Source organism: Pseudomonas sp. NCCP-436 (genome assembly GCF_019656335.1).
Classification (GTDB): domain Bacteria; phylum Pseudomonadota; class Gammaproteobacteria; order Pseudomonadales; family Pseudomonadaceae; genus Aquipseudomonas.
In genome coordinates this window covers 83,624-97,878 of sequence record NZ_BPLZ01000008.1, presented here as the reverse complement: position 1 = coordinate 97,878, position 14,255 = coordinate 83,624, and the positions used below count along the sequence as shown (strand labels likewise).

Annotated in this window: 9 protein-coding genes; 6 read left to right on the top strand and 3 right to left on the bottom strand. The window is 58.6% G+C overall.

Features of this window, described 5'->3' with window-relative positions; genetic code table 11:
• Positions 1-32 precede the first annotated feature (32 nt).
• The 6 genes from NCCP436_RS10640 to NCCP436_RS10615 all read left to right on the top strand — a co-directional run bounded on the left by NCCP436_RS10640 (position 33) and on the right by NCCP436_RS10615 (position 10,719).
• Positions 33-1,907 carry an RNA-binding domain-containing protein gene (locus tag NCCP436_RS10640; protein WP_220803979.1) on the top strand — a complete coding sequence of 625 codons (1,875 nt, stop codon included), beginning with the start codon at positions 33-35 and terminating at the stop codon, positions 1,905-1,907.
• Positions 1,894-4,668 carry a DNA methyltransferase gene (locus NCCP436_RS10635; RefSeq protein WP_220803978.1) on the top strand — a complete coding sequence of 925 codons (2,775 nt, stop codon included), beginning with the start codon at positions 1,894-1,896 and terminating at the stop codon, positions 4,666-4,668. The genes NCCP436_RS10640 and NCCP436_RS10635 overlap by 14 nt, the downstream gene beginning before the upstream one ends.
• Before the next feature lie 232 nt (positions 4,669-4,900).
• Entirely contained in the window at positions 4,901-7,738 is a 2,838-nt protein-coding gene (locus NCCP436_RS10630; RefSeq protein WP_220803977.1) for a DEAD/DEAH box helicase, read from the top strand.
• The gene (gene pglZ / locus NCCP436_RS10625) at positions 7,735-9,765 is read left to right on the top strand and encodes a BREX-3 system phosphatase PglZ (RefSeq protein ID WP_220803976.1); all 2,031 of its coding nucleotides are present in this window, start codon (positions 7,735-7,737) and stop codon (positions 9,763-9,765) included. Before NCCP436_RS10630 ends, pglZ begins: the two co-directional genes overlap by 4 nt.
• A complete protein-coding gene (locus tag NCCP436_RS10620; RefSeq protein WP_220803975.1) occupies positions 9,762-10,493 on the top strand; it encodes a hypothetical protein in 732 nt (243 codons plus the stop codon). The genes pglZ and NCCP436_RS10620 overlap by 4 nt, the downstream gene beginning before the upstream one ends.
• A 43-nt stretch (positions 10,494-10,536) precedes the next feature.
• Positions 10,537-10,719, top strand: coding sequence for a hypothetical protein (locus NCCP436_RS10615; protein ID WP_220803974.1), 183 nt, complete (start codon positions 10,537-10,539; stop codon positions 10,717-10,719).
• Positions 10,720-11,425: 706 nt separating this feature from the next.
• Here NCCP436_RS10615 and NCCP436_RS10610 read toward each other — a convergent pair.
• From NCCP436_RS10610 to dctP, 3 genes are read right to left on the bottom strand one after another with little or no spacing between them, the layout of a single operon-like run.
• Positions 11,426-12,733 (bottom strand): TRAP transporter large permease, encoded by a 1,308-nt coding sequence (locus NCCP436_RS10610; RefSeq protein WP_220803973.1) that lies wholly within the window; start codon positions 12,731-12,733, stop codon positions 11,426-11,428.
• Positions 12,734-12,743: 10 nt separating this feature from the next.
• Positions 12,744-13,217 (bottom strand): TRAP transporter small permease, encoded by a 474-nt coding sequence (locus NCCP436_RS10605; RefSeq protein ID WP_220803972.1) that lies wholly within the window; start codon positions 13,215-13,217, stop codon positions 12,744-12,746.
• Between the two features lie 45 nt (positions 13,218-13,262).
• Entirely contained in the window at positions 13,263-14,246 is a 984-nt protein-coding gene (gene dctP, locus NCCP436_RS10600) for a TRAP transporter substrate-binding protein DctP (RefSeq protein ID WP_220803971.1), read from the bottom strand.
• Between the last annotated feature and the right edge of the window lie 9 nt (positions 14,247-14,255).

The window sequence follows — 14,255 nt, the reverse complement described above, 5'->3', positions numbered from 1 at the left end:
CACTCCAAAGGAAAAAGACTAGTGGAGTCACAATGACCAGGGAAGAACTGCTGGAGCGTCTGCAGTCCATCGAATGGGACGATATCGAGTTCAAGGAGGCGGGCTGGGCCGTGCCCAAGGATGCCTTGTCATCTGTCAGTGCATTTGCCAATACCGCTGGCGGTTACCTGGTGTTTGGCGTCAAGGAAGCCAACCGGACTTTCACTGTCACCGGTGTGATCGACGCAGACAAGGTACAGAATGACTTCCTGGGTCAGGTCAGGGACCGTAACAAGGTCAGCATCTTTTTGCCGATCAACGGCACGCTCCATGCTTTGGAAGAAGGCACCGTCATCGTTTTCCACATTCCGGAGGCCGGTCGCAACGAGAAGCCGGTTTATATCGACGGCAATCCCAAAAAAGCTTATATCCGCCGTGGCGGCCGAGACGATACCTGCACGCCTGATGAGCTGATGCGGTTTATGCGCGACGCCGCTGCGGATCGCTTCGATGCCGAACCGCTCGACCTGGACATCACTCGATGCTTCGATCAGGCCACCGTTCGTTGGTATCGGGAACGCTTTACCGCAAGCAACCCCGGCAAGGACGGCGCGGATGACGACACCGCCTTTCTGCGCAGGTGGGGGTTTCTGGTAGAACGCAGTGGGAGCCTGAGGCCGACCCGAGCAGCCATTCTGGTGCTGGGTGCCGATGAATATGTGCGGCAAGTGCTACCGCGCATGAGTGTCGATCTGCAGCTCTATCGCTACACCGCCGAAGAGTACTCTCCCAGCATTCGCTGGGCCGACCGCCTCATGGTCGAAGAGAACCTGATCAAGTCCTGGCAGGCCGTTGTCGACTTCTACTTCCGGCACAGCGAGCGGCCGTTCTCAGTCGATGCCGCCACTCTGCGGCGCGATGACGACCCACCGGATTACATTTCCTTCCGTGAGGCTGCCATCAACCTGCTGATCCACCAGGACTTTGGTGATACCACACGGGTGCCGGTTATCCGCTTCTTCCGTGGACAAACCGATTTTTTCAATCCCGGTGATGCCTTCGCCTCGCGTGAGCAGTTGCTCGATCCGGGTGACAAAGAGGTTCGCAACCCGAGCATCGTCAATGCTTTCCGCCGTATTGGTCTATCCGACCAGGGTGGTACGGGGGTGGGCGCCATTTTCGAGAGCTGGCGTACCCTGGGGTTTGTCCCCCCGGTCATCGACAACAACAAGGCGGAGAAGAGCTTTCGCCTGCGGCTGTGCAAGGAAAAACTCATCTCCGAAGCCCAGATGCTGGCTCAGGCAAGCCTGGGGGTCAGCCTGTCGCAACACGAAGCGGCGGTATTCGCCTACCTGACTCGCAAAGGTCAGATCGACCTGGCTGACATCAAAGGCCTGACTGGCCTTGGCAGCGCAGCAGCCCGGGAGCTTGCCCATCGACTGGCTGTACAAGTAGTTCTGGAGGAAGCCGACAACGCCCCCAACCAGTTTGTCCTGGCCGAGCATTTGCGCGCACGGTTCGGGCAAGGAGAAGCCGAAACACCGTCGGAAAATCAGCAGGTTACTGTGACTGACCCTGATCAGGGCACGACTGAACAAGTACCTGAACAAGTCGGCCAGCCGGCTGTTGAACATGTTCAGACACTTGTTCAGTTGACCGACACCCAGTGGCAGGTCGTCAGCCACGCCGACGTGCCCCGCTCACTGGCCGAACTGATGGAGCACACCGGCTATAGCCAGCGCCCCTACTTCAAGGCCCAGCACGTCGAACCCTTACTGACCGGCGGGATTCTGCGGATGACCGTGCCGGACAAACCCCGCTCATCCAAGCAGCGCTACGTGCTGACCGAGGCGGGCATCAAACTCAGAGCCTGGCATGCCGACCAGCAGGCCACGAAACAACGGACGAATACCCATGAAAACGACTGACTCTTTGGACTTGAGATCAGAAGCCACAGCTTGCCCGGTGGAATGCCTGGGCCAAACCTTCCCCAGTGATCAGGCTCGCCGGGAGCATTATCTGGAGCTGTTGGCTGAAAAGCTGAAAGATCCGGAATTCCGCAAGCAGGAAGGCTTTCCGCAGGGCACCGATGAGGCGATCCTCGCCATGTCCGATCCGCCTTATTACACGGCCTGCCCGAACCCTTGGTTGGCCGAGTTCGTCGAGCACTACGGGAAACCTTACGATCCGCAGCAGACGTACAGCCGGGAACCCCTGGCGATTGACGTTTCGGTCGGCAAGACTGACGCCCTCTATCGGGCGCACTCCTACCACACCAAAGTGCCGCACCTGGCCATTGTGCCGTCAATTCTGCACTACACCCAGCCCGGCGATATTGTGCTGGATGGCTTCGCGGGCTCGGGCATGACCGGCGTTGCCGCCCAGTGGTGTGGAACTGCACCAGCTAGCTATCGGCACGAGATTGAGATGGCCTGGAAGCAGGAGGGCCGCAAGCCCCCCCAGTGGGGCGCACGGCGGGTTGTATTGAACGATCTCTCCCCGGCGGCAACCTTCATTGGTGCCAACTACAACATCCCTTTTGATGTTGATGCCTTTGCGAAAGCAGGCAAGCAGTTGCTCAAGGAGGTCGAGCAGGAAATCGGCTGGATGTATGAGACCTTGCACTCCGATGGCAAGACCGTAGCCCGCATCGACTATACGGTATGGAGTGAAGTGCTGAACTGTTCAGCCTGCGCGGGAGAAATTGTTTTTACAGAAGCGGCTTTGGATGAAGAAACCAAAGCAGTCGCGGATGTTTTAACCTGTCCGCATTGCGGAGCTCAGGGAAAGAAGGAGCAGATGGATCTTCGCTTCGAAACCTTTGTGGACCCCGCTACAGGAGCAACACAACGTCGCCCCAAGCGCATGCCTACAATGATCGTGTACAAGATTGGTAAGACAGTCTACACAAAGAAGCCTGACAAAACTGATCTGGCGCGCATCGAAAAAATTGCACATCTACCCATTCCCAAGGAACTGCCGGTGGACCAGTTTCCTGACTGCCAGATGACGCGAGTTGGGCGTATGAAAACAACCAACTCTACAGCAGTTCACTTTATGTTTCTGCCACGAGCGGCGCAGGCTATGGCACTTTTGTGGCACAAGGCCCAAGCAACTTCGGAGCCTCGCACAAAAAGCATGCTGCTGTTTATGGTCGAGCAAGCCATTTGGGGAATGTCTATTCTCGCAAGATATACCCCTACGCACTTCTCTCAGGTAAACCAATATCTTAGCGGTGTTTACTACGTCGCCTCTCAGCACTCAGAGTGTAGTCCTTGGTACATCCTTGATGGGAAGTTAGACCGTCTAATTAAAGCATTCCGCAAGTATTTGGCACGTCCCGCAACAGCTGCAGTTAACACTGGAACAGCAGCAAGACTGCCCTTGGCTGATAACTCTATAGATTACATCTTCACCGACCCACCCTTCGGTGAGAACATTTACTACTCGGATCTAAATTTCTTGGTTGAGTCTTGGCATGGTGTAAAAACCGACGCCAATCCAGAAGCTATCGTCGACCGCGTCCGTCAGAAAGGTCTCCCAGAATATCAGCACCTGATGTATCGCTGTTTCGCCGAATACTATCGGGTTCTCAAGCCCGGACGCTGGATGACCGTGGTGTTCTCTAACAGCAAGGCGGCAGTTTGGAACACGATCCAGGTAGCCTTGCAGCAAACAGGGTTTGTCGTCGCCGAGGTCACTGCGCTGGACAAAAAGCAGGGCAGCTTCCAGCAAGTGGTATCACCAAATACGGTGAAGCAAGATCTGGTCATTTCCGTTTACAAGCCGAATGGCGGACTTGAAGAGCGCTTGAACAAACGGGGCGCGACGGTTGATTCCGCTTGGGACTTCGTACAGACCCATCTAAGCAACCTGTCGGTTGTAAAGGCTCGCAACGGTGAGCTTGAGTTCATTGTAGAACGAGACCCACGCCGCATTTTCGACCGCATGGTCGCCTGGTTTGTGCGTCACGATGTGCCCGTGCCAATTTCCAATGACGAATTCCTAACCGGCCTGCGCAGTCGCTTCCCCGAACGCGATGGCATGGTCTTCCTGCCCGATCAAGTCGCAGAATACGACAGAAAGCGCGCCCAGGTGGCCCAGGCGCCGCAGATGGAGCTGTTCGTCTCCGACGAGCGTAGCGCCATCGACTGGTTGGCTGACTTCCTCAAGCGCCGCCCTTCGACTTATCAGGAAGTTCACCCTGAGTTCACCACTCAGCTGGGCGCTGGCTGGAAGAAGCACGAAGCCAAGCCAGAGCTGATGGCACTACTGGAAAACAATTTCCTGAAGTACGAAGGTACTGGCGATGTGCCGAGCCAGATCCATAGCTACCTCTCCACCAATCACAAGGACCTGCGTGGCCTGGAGAAGAGCGATCCGCGCCTGATCGCCAAAGCCAAAGACCGTTGGTTTGTGCCCGATCCGAACAAGGCACAGGATTTGGAGAAGAAGCGGGAAAAGGCGCTGCTCAAGGAGTTCCAGGTATATCAGGCCTTCACCGGCCGACGCCTCAAGGAGTTCCGCCTGGAAGTGCTGCGCGCCGGCTTCAAGGAGGCCTGGGGCAAGAAGGACTACCCGACCATCATCGCCGTGGCCAAGAAGATCCCCGACGAGGCGCTGCAGGAAGATGAAAAGCTGTTGCTCTGGTATGACCAGGCACTGACTCGCACCGAGGACGGCTTGTGATTCTAGCGGTGAGCCGTAACCCAGTGATCAGCACCACCCGGCATGTCTGGGTAGTGCTCGGTCGCCCCTGGGATCAAGTCGGGACCAAGTTGGGACCAAGTCGGGGTGATACCACCGGGGTAGTCGCCGGGGAAGTTACCGGGGAAGTTCGCCGATGCTGCGAAGCGAAGGTGGACGCGGCTAAGCACCATGAAACTAGACCAGTGACGAGCCTGCCGATTGGGTGCAGCCAATGACACGGCGACCAGGCGATTACAGCATTGGCGATTGGTGCTGGTTTGTCCGCCAGGCGACCCCGTGCCGTATCGTTGAACGCCAGGACGTGTGGGGCGAAGTGGCCTATCGTGTATGGCTGCCGGCCAAGAATACGGTGGTGCGTGCCCGCGCCCAGGATCTCGATGCCCTGGCAGCAGTGCGCCCGGCGGTTGAACAGATCCTGCATACGGCGGCAGCCGCAAAGCTACTGGATGCCCTGGAAGACAACCTGCTGCTGGCCCCCATCCAGTCCAGTGTGGTGCCGCTGCCCCACCAACTGTACGCGCTGAACCGGGCCATGAGCCGCGACCGCATTCGCTACCTGCTGGCGGACGAGGTGGGCCTGGGCAAGACCATCGAGGCCGGCCTTATCCTGCGCGAGCTGAAGCTGCGTGGCATGGTGCGGCGGGTGCTGGTGGTGGCCCCCAAAGGCCTGATCCGGCAATGGCAGGCGGAGATGCGTTTGCATTTCGGCGAGCACCTGCGCTTTATCGAAGCCACCGAGCTGGCCGCCTTTCGCGCCTGGCGCGCTGAGGGTACGCAGAACGACGACAACCTCTGGGCCATGCACGACCAGGTGATTGTGTCGCTGGACTCGGTCAAGCCCATTGAAGGCCGCCGTGGCTGGAGCCAGGAACAACTCAACAGCTACAACCGCGAGCGTTTCGAAGATCTGGTTTCCGCCGGCTGGGATCTGGTGATCATTGATGAGGCCCACCGCATGGGCGGCAGTACCGACCAGGTCGCCCGCTACAAGCTGGGCGCTGCGCTGGCCGAAGCAGCGCCCTACCTGTTGCTGCTGTCCGCTACGCCACATCAGGGCAAGACTGATCAGTTCTTGCGCCTGATGCAGTTGCTAGACCGCGAAGCCTTTGTTGATGAAGGCAGCATTCATCGTGACCGGGTGCAGCCTTTCGTTATCCGCACCGAAAAGCGGTCCGCCATCAATGCCGATGGCCAGCCCTTGTTCAAGCCGCGTTCCACGCGGTTGCAGGCGGTTGCCTGGCAGGCACGGCACACGGCGCAGAAGCAGCTGTATGACGCAGTCACCGACTATGTGCGCCACGGCTACAACCAGGCCATGGCCGCCAAGCAACGCCACATCGGTTTTCTGATGATCCTGATGCAACGGCTGGTGACCTCCAGCACTGCAGCCATCCGTGCCACGCTGGAGAGACGCCAGGCCTTGCTGGATGCGCCACAGCCACAGGCCAACCTGTTCGATAACGTGGACCTGGACGAATGGGCAGAGCTCGACGGGCAGTCACAACTGGACGTGGCCCTACAGGCCAGCAACTGGGAGCAGGAAAAGGCCGAAGTCGAGATGCTGCTTGATCTGGCCCGGGAAACCGAACGGCAAGGCACCGATGCCAAGGCCGAAGCGCTGCTGGAACTGATCTACAAGCTGCAACAGGAAGAGAACGACCCCGAGCTGAAGGTACTGGTGTTCACCGAGTTTGTTCCCACCCAGGCCATGCTGGCCGAGTTTCTGGAAAGCCGTGGGTTTTCCATTGTCCAGCTTAACGGCGGCATGGATCTGGAGGCGCGTACCCGCGCCCAGCAGGCTTTTTCCCGCGATGTACGAGTGCTGATCTCCACCGACGCCGGCGGTGAGGGCCTGAACCTGCAGTTCTGCCATGTGATCATCAACTTCGATATGCCCTGGAACCCGATGCGCCTGGAGCAGCGAATCGGCCGCGTTGACCGCATTGGCCAGCCCCATGTGGTGCGTGCCATCAACTTTGTACTGGAAGACACGGTAGAGCACCGGGTTCGCGAGGTGCTGGAGCAGAAGCTGGAGATCATTGCCCAGGAGTTCGGTGTCGATAAAGCCGCCGACGTGATGGACTCCGTGGAAGTCGAGCCGCTGTTTGATGAGCTGTTTGTGTATGGCTTGCAAGACCCGGAATCCATCGACAAGGAGTGCGACGCGGTCATCAACCAGGTACGCGAGAAAGTGGCCGCGAGCCGCGCTGATACGGATTTGCTGACCGATGATCACCCGCTGGAAGCGGTTGAGTCCCAGAAATGGCGGGACCACCCGGCGCAGTACTGGCTGGAGCGTGCGGTAACAACCGGCTTGCCCACCCGTGGCGGCGCAGCGGAGCAGTCAGGCCATACCTGGCGTTTAGTGTGGACGGATGGCAGTGAATCTTTCCCGGTCTGCTTCGATGCGCGAACCGCTGAGCAGAACCCGGAGATGGAATGGATCACCTTGGAAGATCCCCGAGCCCGTGCGCTGATCGGCGATCTGCCGCGCTGCGTGGCCGGCCAACCACTGCCTGTCGTACAGGTAACCGGACTGCCTGACACCGTGCAGGGCACCTGGTCGCTGTGGAGCGTGAGCCTGGCGGCTTCCAACAGCTCGGCCAACTTCACCCGGCGCCGTTTCCTGCCGGTCTTTGTTACCGATGATGGCCGCAGCTTTGTTCCCACCGCCAAGCGGATCTGGGATCTGTTGCTGACCGAAGAGGTGCGCCTGACGGCGGACCCGGACAGTGAGCACGCAGCCGCACTCTTTGAGCAATCGCTGACGGCAGCCAAAGGTCAGGGTGAGCGGCTATTCTCCGAGCTGCTGGAAGAGCACCGAACCTGGCTTGCCGAGGAACGTGAGCGCGCCCGCTATGCCTTCGAGTCGCGCTTTCAGGCCATTGGCCGAATCGGCCTGCCTGCCGTCCGCGAACACCGGCGTAAGCGTCTTGAAACCGAGCATCAGGCCCGTATGGCAGATCTGGCGGAAGCAGAAGCCTGCACGCCAGAACTGAATGCCGTGCTGATACTGCGCATTGGCTCAGCGGGAGGGGCCGCAGCATGACGTACTTATCCAGGGACAACGTCGCCCATCGCAGCACGCTGCTGGCTGATCGCATTCTGAAGGAGTTCCCGTCCGACCTGGCCCGGCTGTGGATTGTAGCGGACCCGGACAACGTGCTGCTGGACGAGCAGGTACTGGCCGGACTGCGTGAACGTGGCTTCGAGGTGCTGCCGTTTGAGGACAGTGTCGCCTTTCGTGCCGAGTACGAAGACCGCTACCGCGCTGCCTGGGAGGCTGGGGAGCCCAATGCACCCAGCGCCCTGGTTATCCAGGTGCGCGATTCCAGCACGGCGGAGCTGCCCTGGGATTACTTACGCCAGGCGCGCAAGGTTAGTCTCTCGCTCGCAGAGCTGTTTCCAAAGCTCAGCTATACGGTGCTGAGGCAGTTGGGTAGTGAGATCCTGCCGTCGCTGTTCGAGGTGCAGGCCCGCCACGCGACTCAAGCGATGGGTGAAGCTGCCACCAAAGAATTTGTGCTGACGCATATCTACAGGGTAAGCCCCCACCTGATTAGCAGACCGGAAGACTTATGGCGTGAGCTGCTGCGTCTGCACTACCGCGAGACGCTGTTGCCTCAGACCCTCGCCGAGCACATTCACCAGGTGTTGGCCGACCGACCGGTGTTTGCCAGCAGCCCGATCGCCGAGCTGTTCGCCAACAGAAGTTTTGCGCTGCGTGTGGTACAGGACGCCTGGTACCGCTACCTCAACAAACTGGGACTGATCGGCAGACGCACGGCGGAGCCGGTAGCGCCGGACTACATACCGCAGATCGACATTCCCTTCGAACATCACGACATCCGCGTCATCGTTGATTCGATGTTCCTGGACGGCACGCTGCACCCGCTGGCCATTCAGGGCGTACCGGTCAGCTTGCCGGAGTGGGCAAAAGCCGGGGTGGTGCAAGACCCCGCAGCGATGCGCAACCTGGTGCTGGAGGGCATCAAGAGCCTCAGTGAAGAGCTGCCTGGCGCCACATCGTCTCACAGGGATTGGACCCACTTTGCCCGGCGCCTAGGCGAAGTGATCTCGCGTTTCCACAGTCTGGATGCTGCGCGCGCAGAAGGCCTGAAGGCGAACATGAAGGACCTGGTGGCTCGCGCCGACAGTGCACTGCAAACCTGGGTACAGGCGCACTACGCTGACCTGCCTTCCCTGCCCGCTGCCAAGGGGCCGGTGATGGTGCATCAGGTGCCTCGCTACCTGGCGATGCGTCGAGCCAACGGTGAGGAAAAAATTGCGCTGGTCGTCTTCGACGGGTTGGCTGTCGATCAGTGGACACAAATTCGCGAAAACCTTATCCAGCATGCGCCGCGTTTGATGTTTGATGAAAACGCCTGCTTTGCCTGGCTGCCCACGCTGACGTCCATTTCCAGGCAGGCGTTATTCTCCGGCCTGCGCCCACGCGAGTTCGCCGAGCACATTGAGACAACCTCAAAAGAACCTCAGCACTGGACCCGGTTCTGGCAGGACCAGGGATTGCGTGCCAATGAGATCCTCTATCGAAAGGCGATCAAGCGCACTGATGAGCTGCCGGAGTTGCAGGAGCTGCTCTCGAATCCTGCCCTGAAAGTCGCCGGCCTGGTGGTGGATACCGTGGATGAAATCATCCACGGCGCTGTGCTCGGCAAACGCGGCGTGGCTGCGCAGATCAACAGCTGGTGTGAGTCGGGGTTTGTTGATCAGCTTTTTGCGATGCTGCTCGACCAGGGCTTCCATATCTACCTGACGGCCGACCACGGCAATGCAGAGGCCGTGGGCATTGGCCGCCCAAATCAGGGGGTTGCCTCGGAGCTGCGCGGCGAACGGGTGCGCACCTATCGCAGTGAAACCATGATTGCCGAGACAGAAACTGCGATACCGGACAGCTTTCGTCTCGATATCGCTGGCCTGCCGGCCAACTTTATGCCGCTGTTTGCAGGAGAGCGCGGAGCCTTTGTTCCAAAGGGTGACCAGGTAGTGGTCCACGGTGGCATGTCCCTGGAAGAACTTATCGTGCCCTTTGTGAAAGTGAGTTACGTCAATTGAAAACGACCAATCCGCCTGCCCCAAAAATCGGCTTCGACCGCTACATAGCGCTGGAGTGGGCGTCAGCAGCTTTACGGGTGCGTGCCGGCCTGGCTGAACCCGATGACTTGAATGCCCTGCTGGATGAGGCCGGGCTCGGCGTGGCGGCGCGCAAAAAGACACGCACCGTACTGAATCGCCTATGGCTCGAACCACGACCGGAACTGGCCAGCTTCGCTGAACGCGGTATCGCCCTCTACAAGGCCAACCCTGGCGTTCCAACCGCTGCTTTGACCTGGGGAATGGCCATCGCCAGTTACCCATTCTTCGGCAAGGTCGCTGAATTGGTGGGTCGCTTGTCCGCACTCCAGGGAGACTGCGCCTCGACAGAAGTCCATCGCCGCATGAGCGAAGTCTATGGTGAGCGGGAAGGCACCTACCGCATGACCAACATGGTCCTGCAGTCGCAAGCCAGCTGGGGTGCTATCGAGCGTGTGGAGAAAGGCAAGCGCCTGGTCCGCCTGAAACCCCTTGTACTCAACGAAGCCGAAACCATCGCCTGGCTGATTGAGGCTGCCTTGCGCTACGGCGGTAAATCGGTGTCTGTGGCGGCTCTGTCGTCCCTGGCCGTGCTCTATCCATTCGTTCTCGATCAACCGCTGGGCTATCTGGCGTCACAAAGCCCAAACCTGACGCTGCATGCCCAAGGCCCTGGCAGCCAGGTGGTCGGCTTGCGGACAGAAGACTAAGACTGGCCTCAGGCCTGATGAACACACAAAAGGAACTGACAACATGAGTACCGGTGAGGACGAAAACGTACCGCCCCAAGAGAACGGTCAATTCGAGCCGTTCTTCATCACCGAAGACGTTGAAGCAGAGCTTATCGCCGCAGGCTACGAGTTTGAGCCGCCAAACCATGTGCGCACGGCCAGCACCACCTGCCTGAGCCAGACTACAGGCTCTTCGAAGCAGTAGCCTGAGATCGAACCACGCCATCCAACTGTCAAGGAATCCTTGTCAGTTGGATCTGAGCGTTCCGAGGGCAGTAGTCAAGGAATCCTTGACTACTCAAATGGCCACCAGCGAAGCGCGCCTGACTGTACTGAAAAGCAGGCGGAATCAGTACAGTAGCGGTACACTCACCCGTTCTGGCCATCTTCGCCAAATTACGCTAACCTACTGTCACGTAAATACTTTTAGCTTTTCTGGCTTACGGTAGATTACCCCTGATTTTGCTGGGCTTGCAGCGTTGCGTGCAAACTCATAATCCTTTGGTCCACGGTTCGAGTCCGTGTGGGCCCACCATCTGCACCAATGAAAAAGCCCATCTTGTAGATGGGCTTTTTCATGTCTCGGCTTCAAACGCTGATAACGCTGCCACTTCGCCCTCCTACTCCCTTGTATGCGGCGGTTCAGCCGGCATCCATTAGACGCAGTACTGCGTGGCGGAACCGACCAGGAATGGGTCGACAGGATGTTCCACTGGATGTGCGCTTGGTCCAAAGCGCCCAACAGCAATGATCCCCAGCCCCTGCTACGCTGCAACGCCCGGCTCATGTCGTATGGGCGAAAACGACAAAACGCTGCTGCAATGGCGCTGAATATCAGCCCCATCGCGAACAGCGCTCTGTTAAGTCGGGCGCCAGGCTTACTGGCTAGGCACCCCTCACTTAAGGTGGCGTTACAGCAGCAATGCCGGCAGCCAAGTGGACAACTCTGGTACGTAGGTGGTGATGGCCAGAGTCGGCAGCCAGGCAAACAGAATCATCAGGGCTGCAGGCTTAAGCAACGACGCCGTATCGGCTCCGCTCATTTGTCCACTGAGGTACAGCAGTGGCGCCGTCGGCGGCGTGATGTTGCCCATACCGAGGTTAACACCCAGGATGGCCGCGAAATGCACCGGATCGATACCGAGTTGCTGGCTGATCGGGAACAGGATCGGGGTGCACAGCAGGACCGCACTCACGTCATCCATGATCATGGCGACAATGATCATGAACAGGTTGAGGATCAGCAGCAGGACGAGTTTGTTTTCCGTGATCTGCATCAGGAACTCAATGATCGTGCCCGGCACATCTTCCATCACGTACATGCGGCTGAGCAGCATCACGGAGAACAGCATGATCATCAGCGAACCGGTAGTGGTAGCCGACTCGATCAGCACTTCCTTGATGTCTTTGACCTTGAGCTGACGGTAGATCCACATGCCCACCGGAATGGCGTACACCACGCCCAGGGCTGCTGCCTCAGTCGGGGTCAGGATGCCACCGTAGATGGATCCCAGAATCAGCAACGGCATCAGCAGCGCAGGTACGGCGCTGTCGCGGTTGATCCAGCTGAACAGGCTCAGACGCTTGCGCGGCTGATAGGTGACATCGCTGGCTTTCTCGATGACTTTGACGTTGGGATCTTTACGCAGGTAGATCAGCGAGAAAATCGACAGCAACACGGCCAGGATCAACCCCGGTATTACGGTCGACAGGAACGCGGCCAATACCGACTGGTTGGCGATCCAGGCGTACAAAATCATGATGGCGCTAGGCGGGATGAGCATGCCCAGTACAGACGAGCTGCCGATCAGGGCAGCGGAGAACCCCTTGGGATATCCACGCTCGTCGAGCTTTTTGAACATCACGCTACCAACGCCGGCGATGGTCGCCGCACCGCTACCGGTGATGGAGCCGAACAGGGCGCAGGAGAACACCGAGACCACCGCCAGCGAACCTTTGATACCGCCAACCATGCGGTCAACGATACCGACCAGTTTGTCGGCAATGTGGCTGCGGTTGATGATGCCGCCCGCGATGATAAACAGCGGGATGGCCAGAATCACCGGGTTGCCCATCATGCTGTAACCGAACGGCATGAGGAAGTCCGGGCCATAGCCCAGGCTCATGATCAGGAAGATGGTGCTGCCGAGAAACACGAAGGGAATCGGCAGACCCAGGATGATGCCGGCGAACACTATCGCCAGTGCGATAAGAATCATGTTCTGTCCCCTAGCGCTTCATAAACAGAGAGGCAAGATCACGCAGGCAATAGCCCGCCATGCCAAAGAAAGATAAAAACAGCGCCAGCTTGCCGAACAGAACCGGGATGCCCAGGGCCGGGGTCGCGCCGCCGTTGTCCATTTCCCAGGCGATGAATTCGACCGACCACCACGCCATGGTGGAGCAAATGGCGAGCCCCAGCAGAATACGTGTCAGGCGAATCAGGAAGCCCATGACACCGTTTCTGAAAATCACGCCCAGGATGTCGGCGGTGATCTGGTTATGTGTACGACTGGCACGGACGGCGCCAATAAAAAACATCCACGCACTGAACAGACCCAGTACTTCTTCGGCCCCATTCAGGTCGTAGGAAAAGATGTAGCGGCAGGCTGCCGACAAGGTGATGGAGCACAGCACTCCGAGGGTGGCCAGCAAGACAATTTTGTCTTCGACCCAGGCGAAACACGCGCCGAACTTCTTCATAAACGTACCCTAGCGGAGGGGCGCAAGCGCCCCTCCTGAGAAAAGTTATTCAGCCAGCTTTTTCATGGTTTCTGCGCCGTAGATTTCCGCTAGTTTCGGCCAGGTCACTTCTTTAGCGTGCTTGGAATAAGCTTCCAGCTCTTCAGGCGTTACGTCCAGGATTTTCACACCGTGGTCAGCCAGCTTACGGGTGTATTCCTTCTCGACTTCCTCGTTGGCGTTCATACGCTCGGAAGCGAGGCGAACGGCAATCGACTGCAGCTCAGCGCGTTGCTCTTCAGACAGCTTGCTCCAGGCCTTCTCGCTGACCAGCCAGGCACGAACGTCGAACCAGTTGTTGATCGGCCAGTAGTATTTGATGGCGTCACGCATGGTTTCGTAGTTGAGGATCGACGAGCCACCGGTCCAGCCGTCTGCTACGCCAGTCTGCATGGCGGAGTAGGTGTCGGACCACGGGATGGAAACGCTCTTGAAGCCGGCATCTTTGATCGGCTCAGCGAATACCGCCAGCGGGGGAACGCGAATCAGCACATCGTTCTTGTCGCTGGTTGGATCCTGCAGGCCGGCGGCCGGCAGCTTGTTCATACCCAGACCGCCAAAGCCGGCCGGCTGGAAGGCCAGCAGTTTGACGCCCAGTTTATCGTTGAGCTGAGCCATTTCCTTGAACAGGTAGCTGTCGTTGGAATAGATGCGACGGGCTTCGGTCCAGTCTTTGGCCAGGTACGGAATGTACGGCAGCTCCAGCTTACGGTCGAATTGGCTCGGGATGGTGATCAGCGCCATCTCGATGCTGCCGCGGCGCAGTTCTTCGTACACCTGGGTGTAGTCACCCAGTTGGTTGGCCGGGAAGATACGGACGGTTACGTCGCCGTCGTTCTTGGCTTCAAACTCTTTCTTCAACACCTGCATGTCGCGGGTATCGTCGGTGTCGTAGCCGTATTGACCAGCCAGTTTCAGGGTCAGCGCATGGGCAGGCAGAGCCGCCAGTGCGGTAGACATCAGTGCAAAGATGCAGGCATTGAGTTTCATACTTCAACC

Excerpts from the sequence above, each read along its gene's own strand:
- NCCP436_RS10615 (WP_220803974.1), top strand. The coding sequence starts at position 10,537 with ATGAGTACCGGTGAGGACGAAAACGTACCGCCCCAAGAGAACGGTCAA.
- NCCP436_RS10630 (WP_220803977.1), top strand. The coding sequence starts at position 4,901 with ATGACACGGCGACCAGGCGATTACAGCATTGGCGATTGGTGCTGGTTT.
- NCCP436_RS10610 (WP_220803973.1), bottom strand. The coding sequence starts at position 12,733 with ATGATTCTTATCGCACTGGCGATAGTGTTCGCCGGCATCATCCTGGGT.
- pglZ (WP_220803976.1), top strand. The coding sequence starts at position 7,735 with ATGACGTACTTATCCAGGGACAACGTCGCCCATCGCAGCACGCTGCTG.
- NCCP436_RS10640 (WP_220803979.1), top strand. The coding sequence starts at position 33 with ATGACCAGGGAAGAACTGCTGGAGCGTCTGCAGTCCATCGAATGGGAC.
- dctP (WP_220803971.1), bottom strand. The coding sequence starts at position 14,246 with ATGAAACTCAATGCCTGCATCTTTGCACTGATGTCTACCGCACTGGCG.
- NCCP436_RS10635 (WP_220803978.1), top strand. The coding sequence starts at position 1,894 with ATGAAAACGACTGACTCTTTGGACTTGAGATCAGAAGCCACAGCTTGC.
- NCCP436_RS10605 (WP_220803972.1), bottom strand. The coding sequence starts at position 13,217 with ATGAAGAAGTTCGGCGCGTGTTTCGCCTGGGTCGAAGACAAAATTGTC.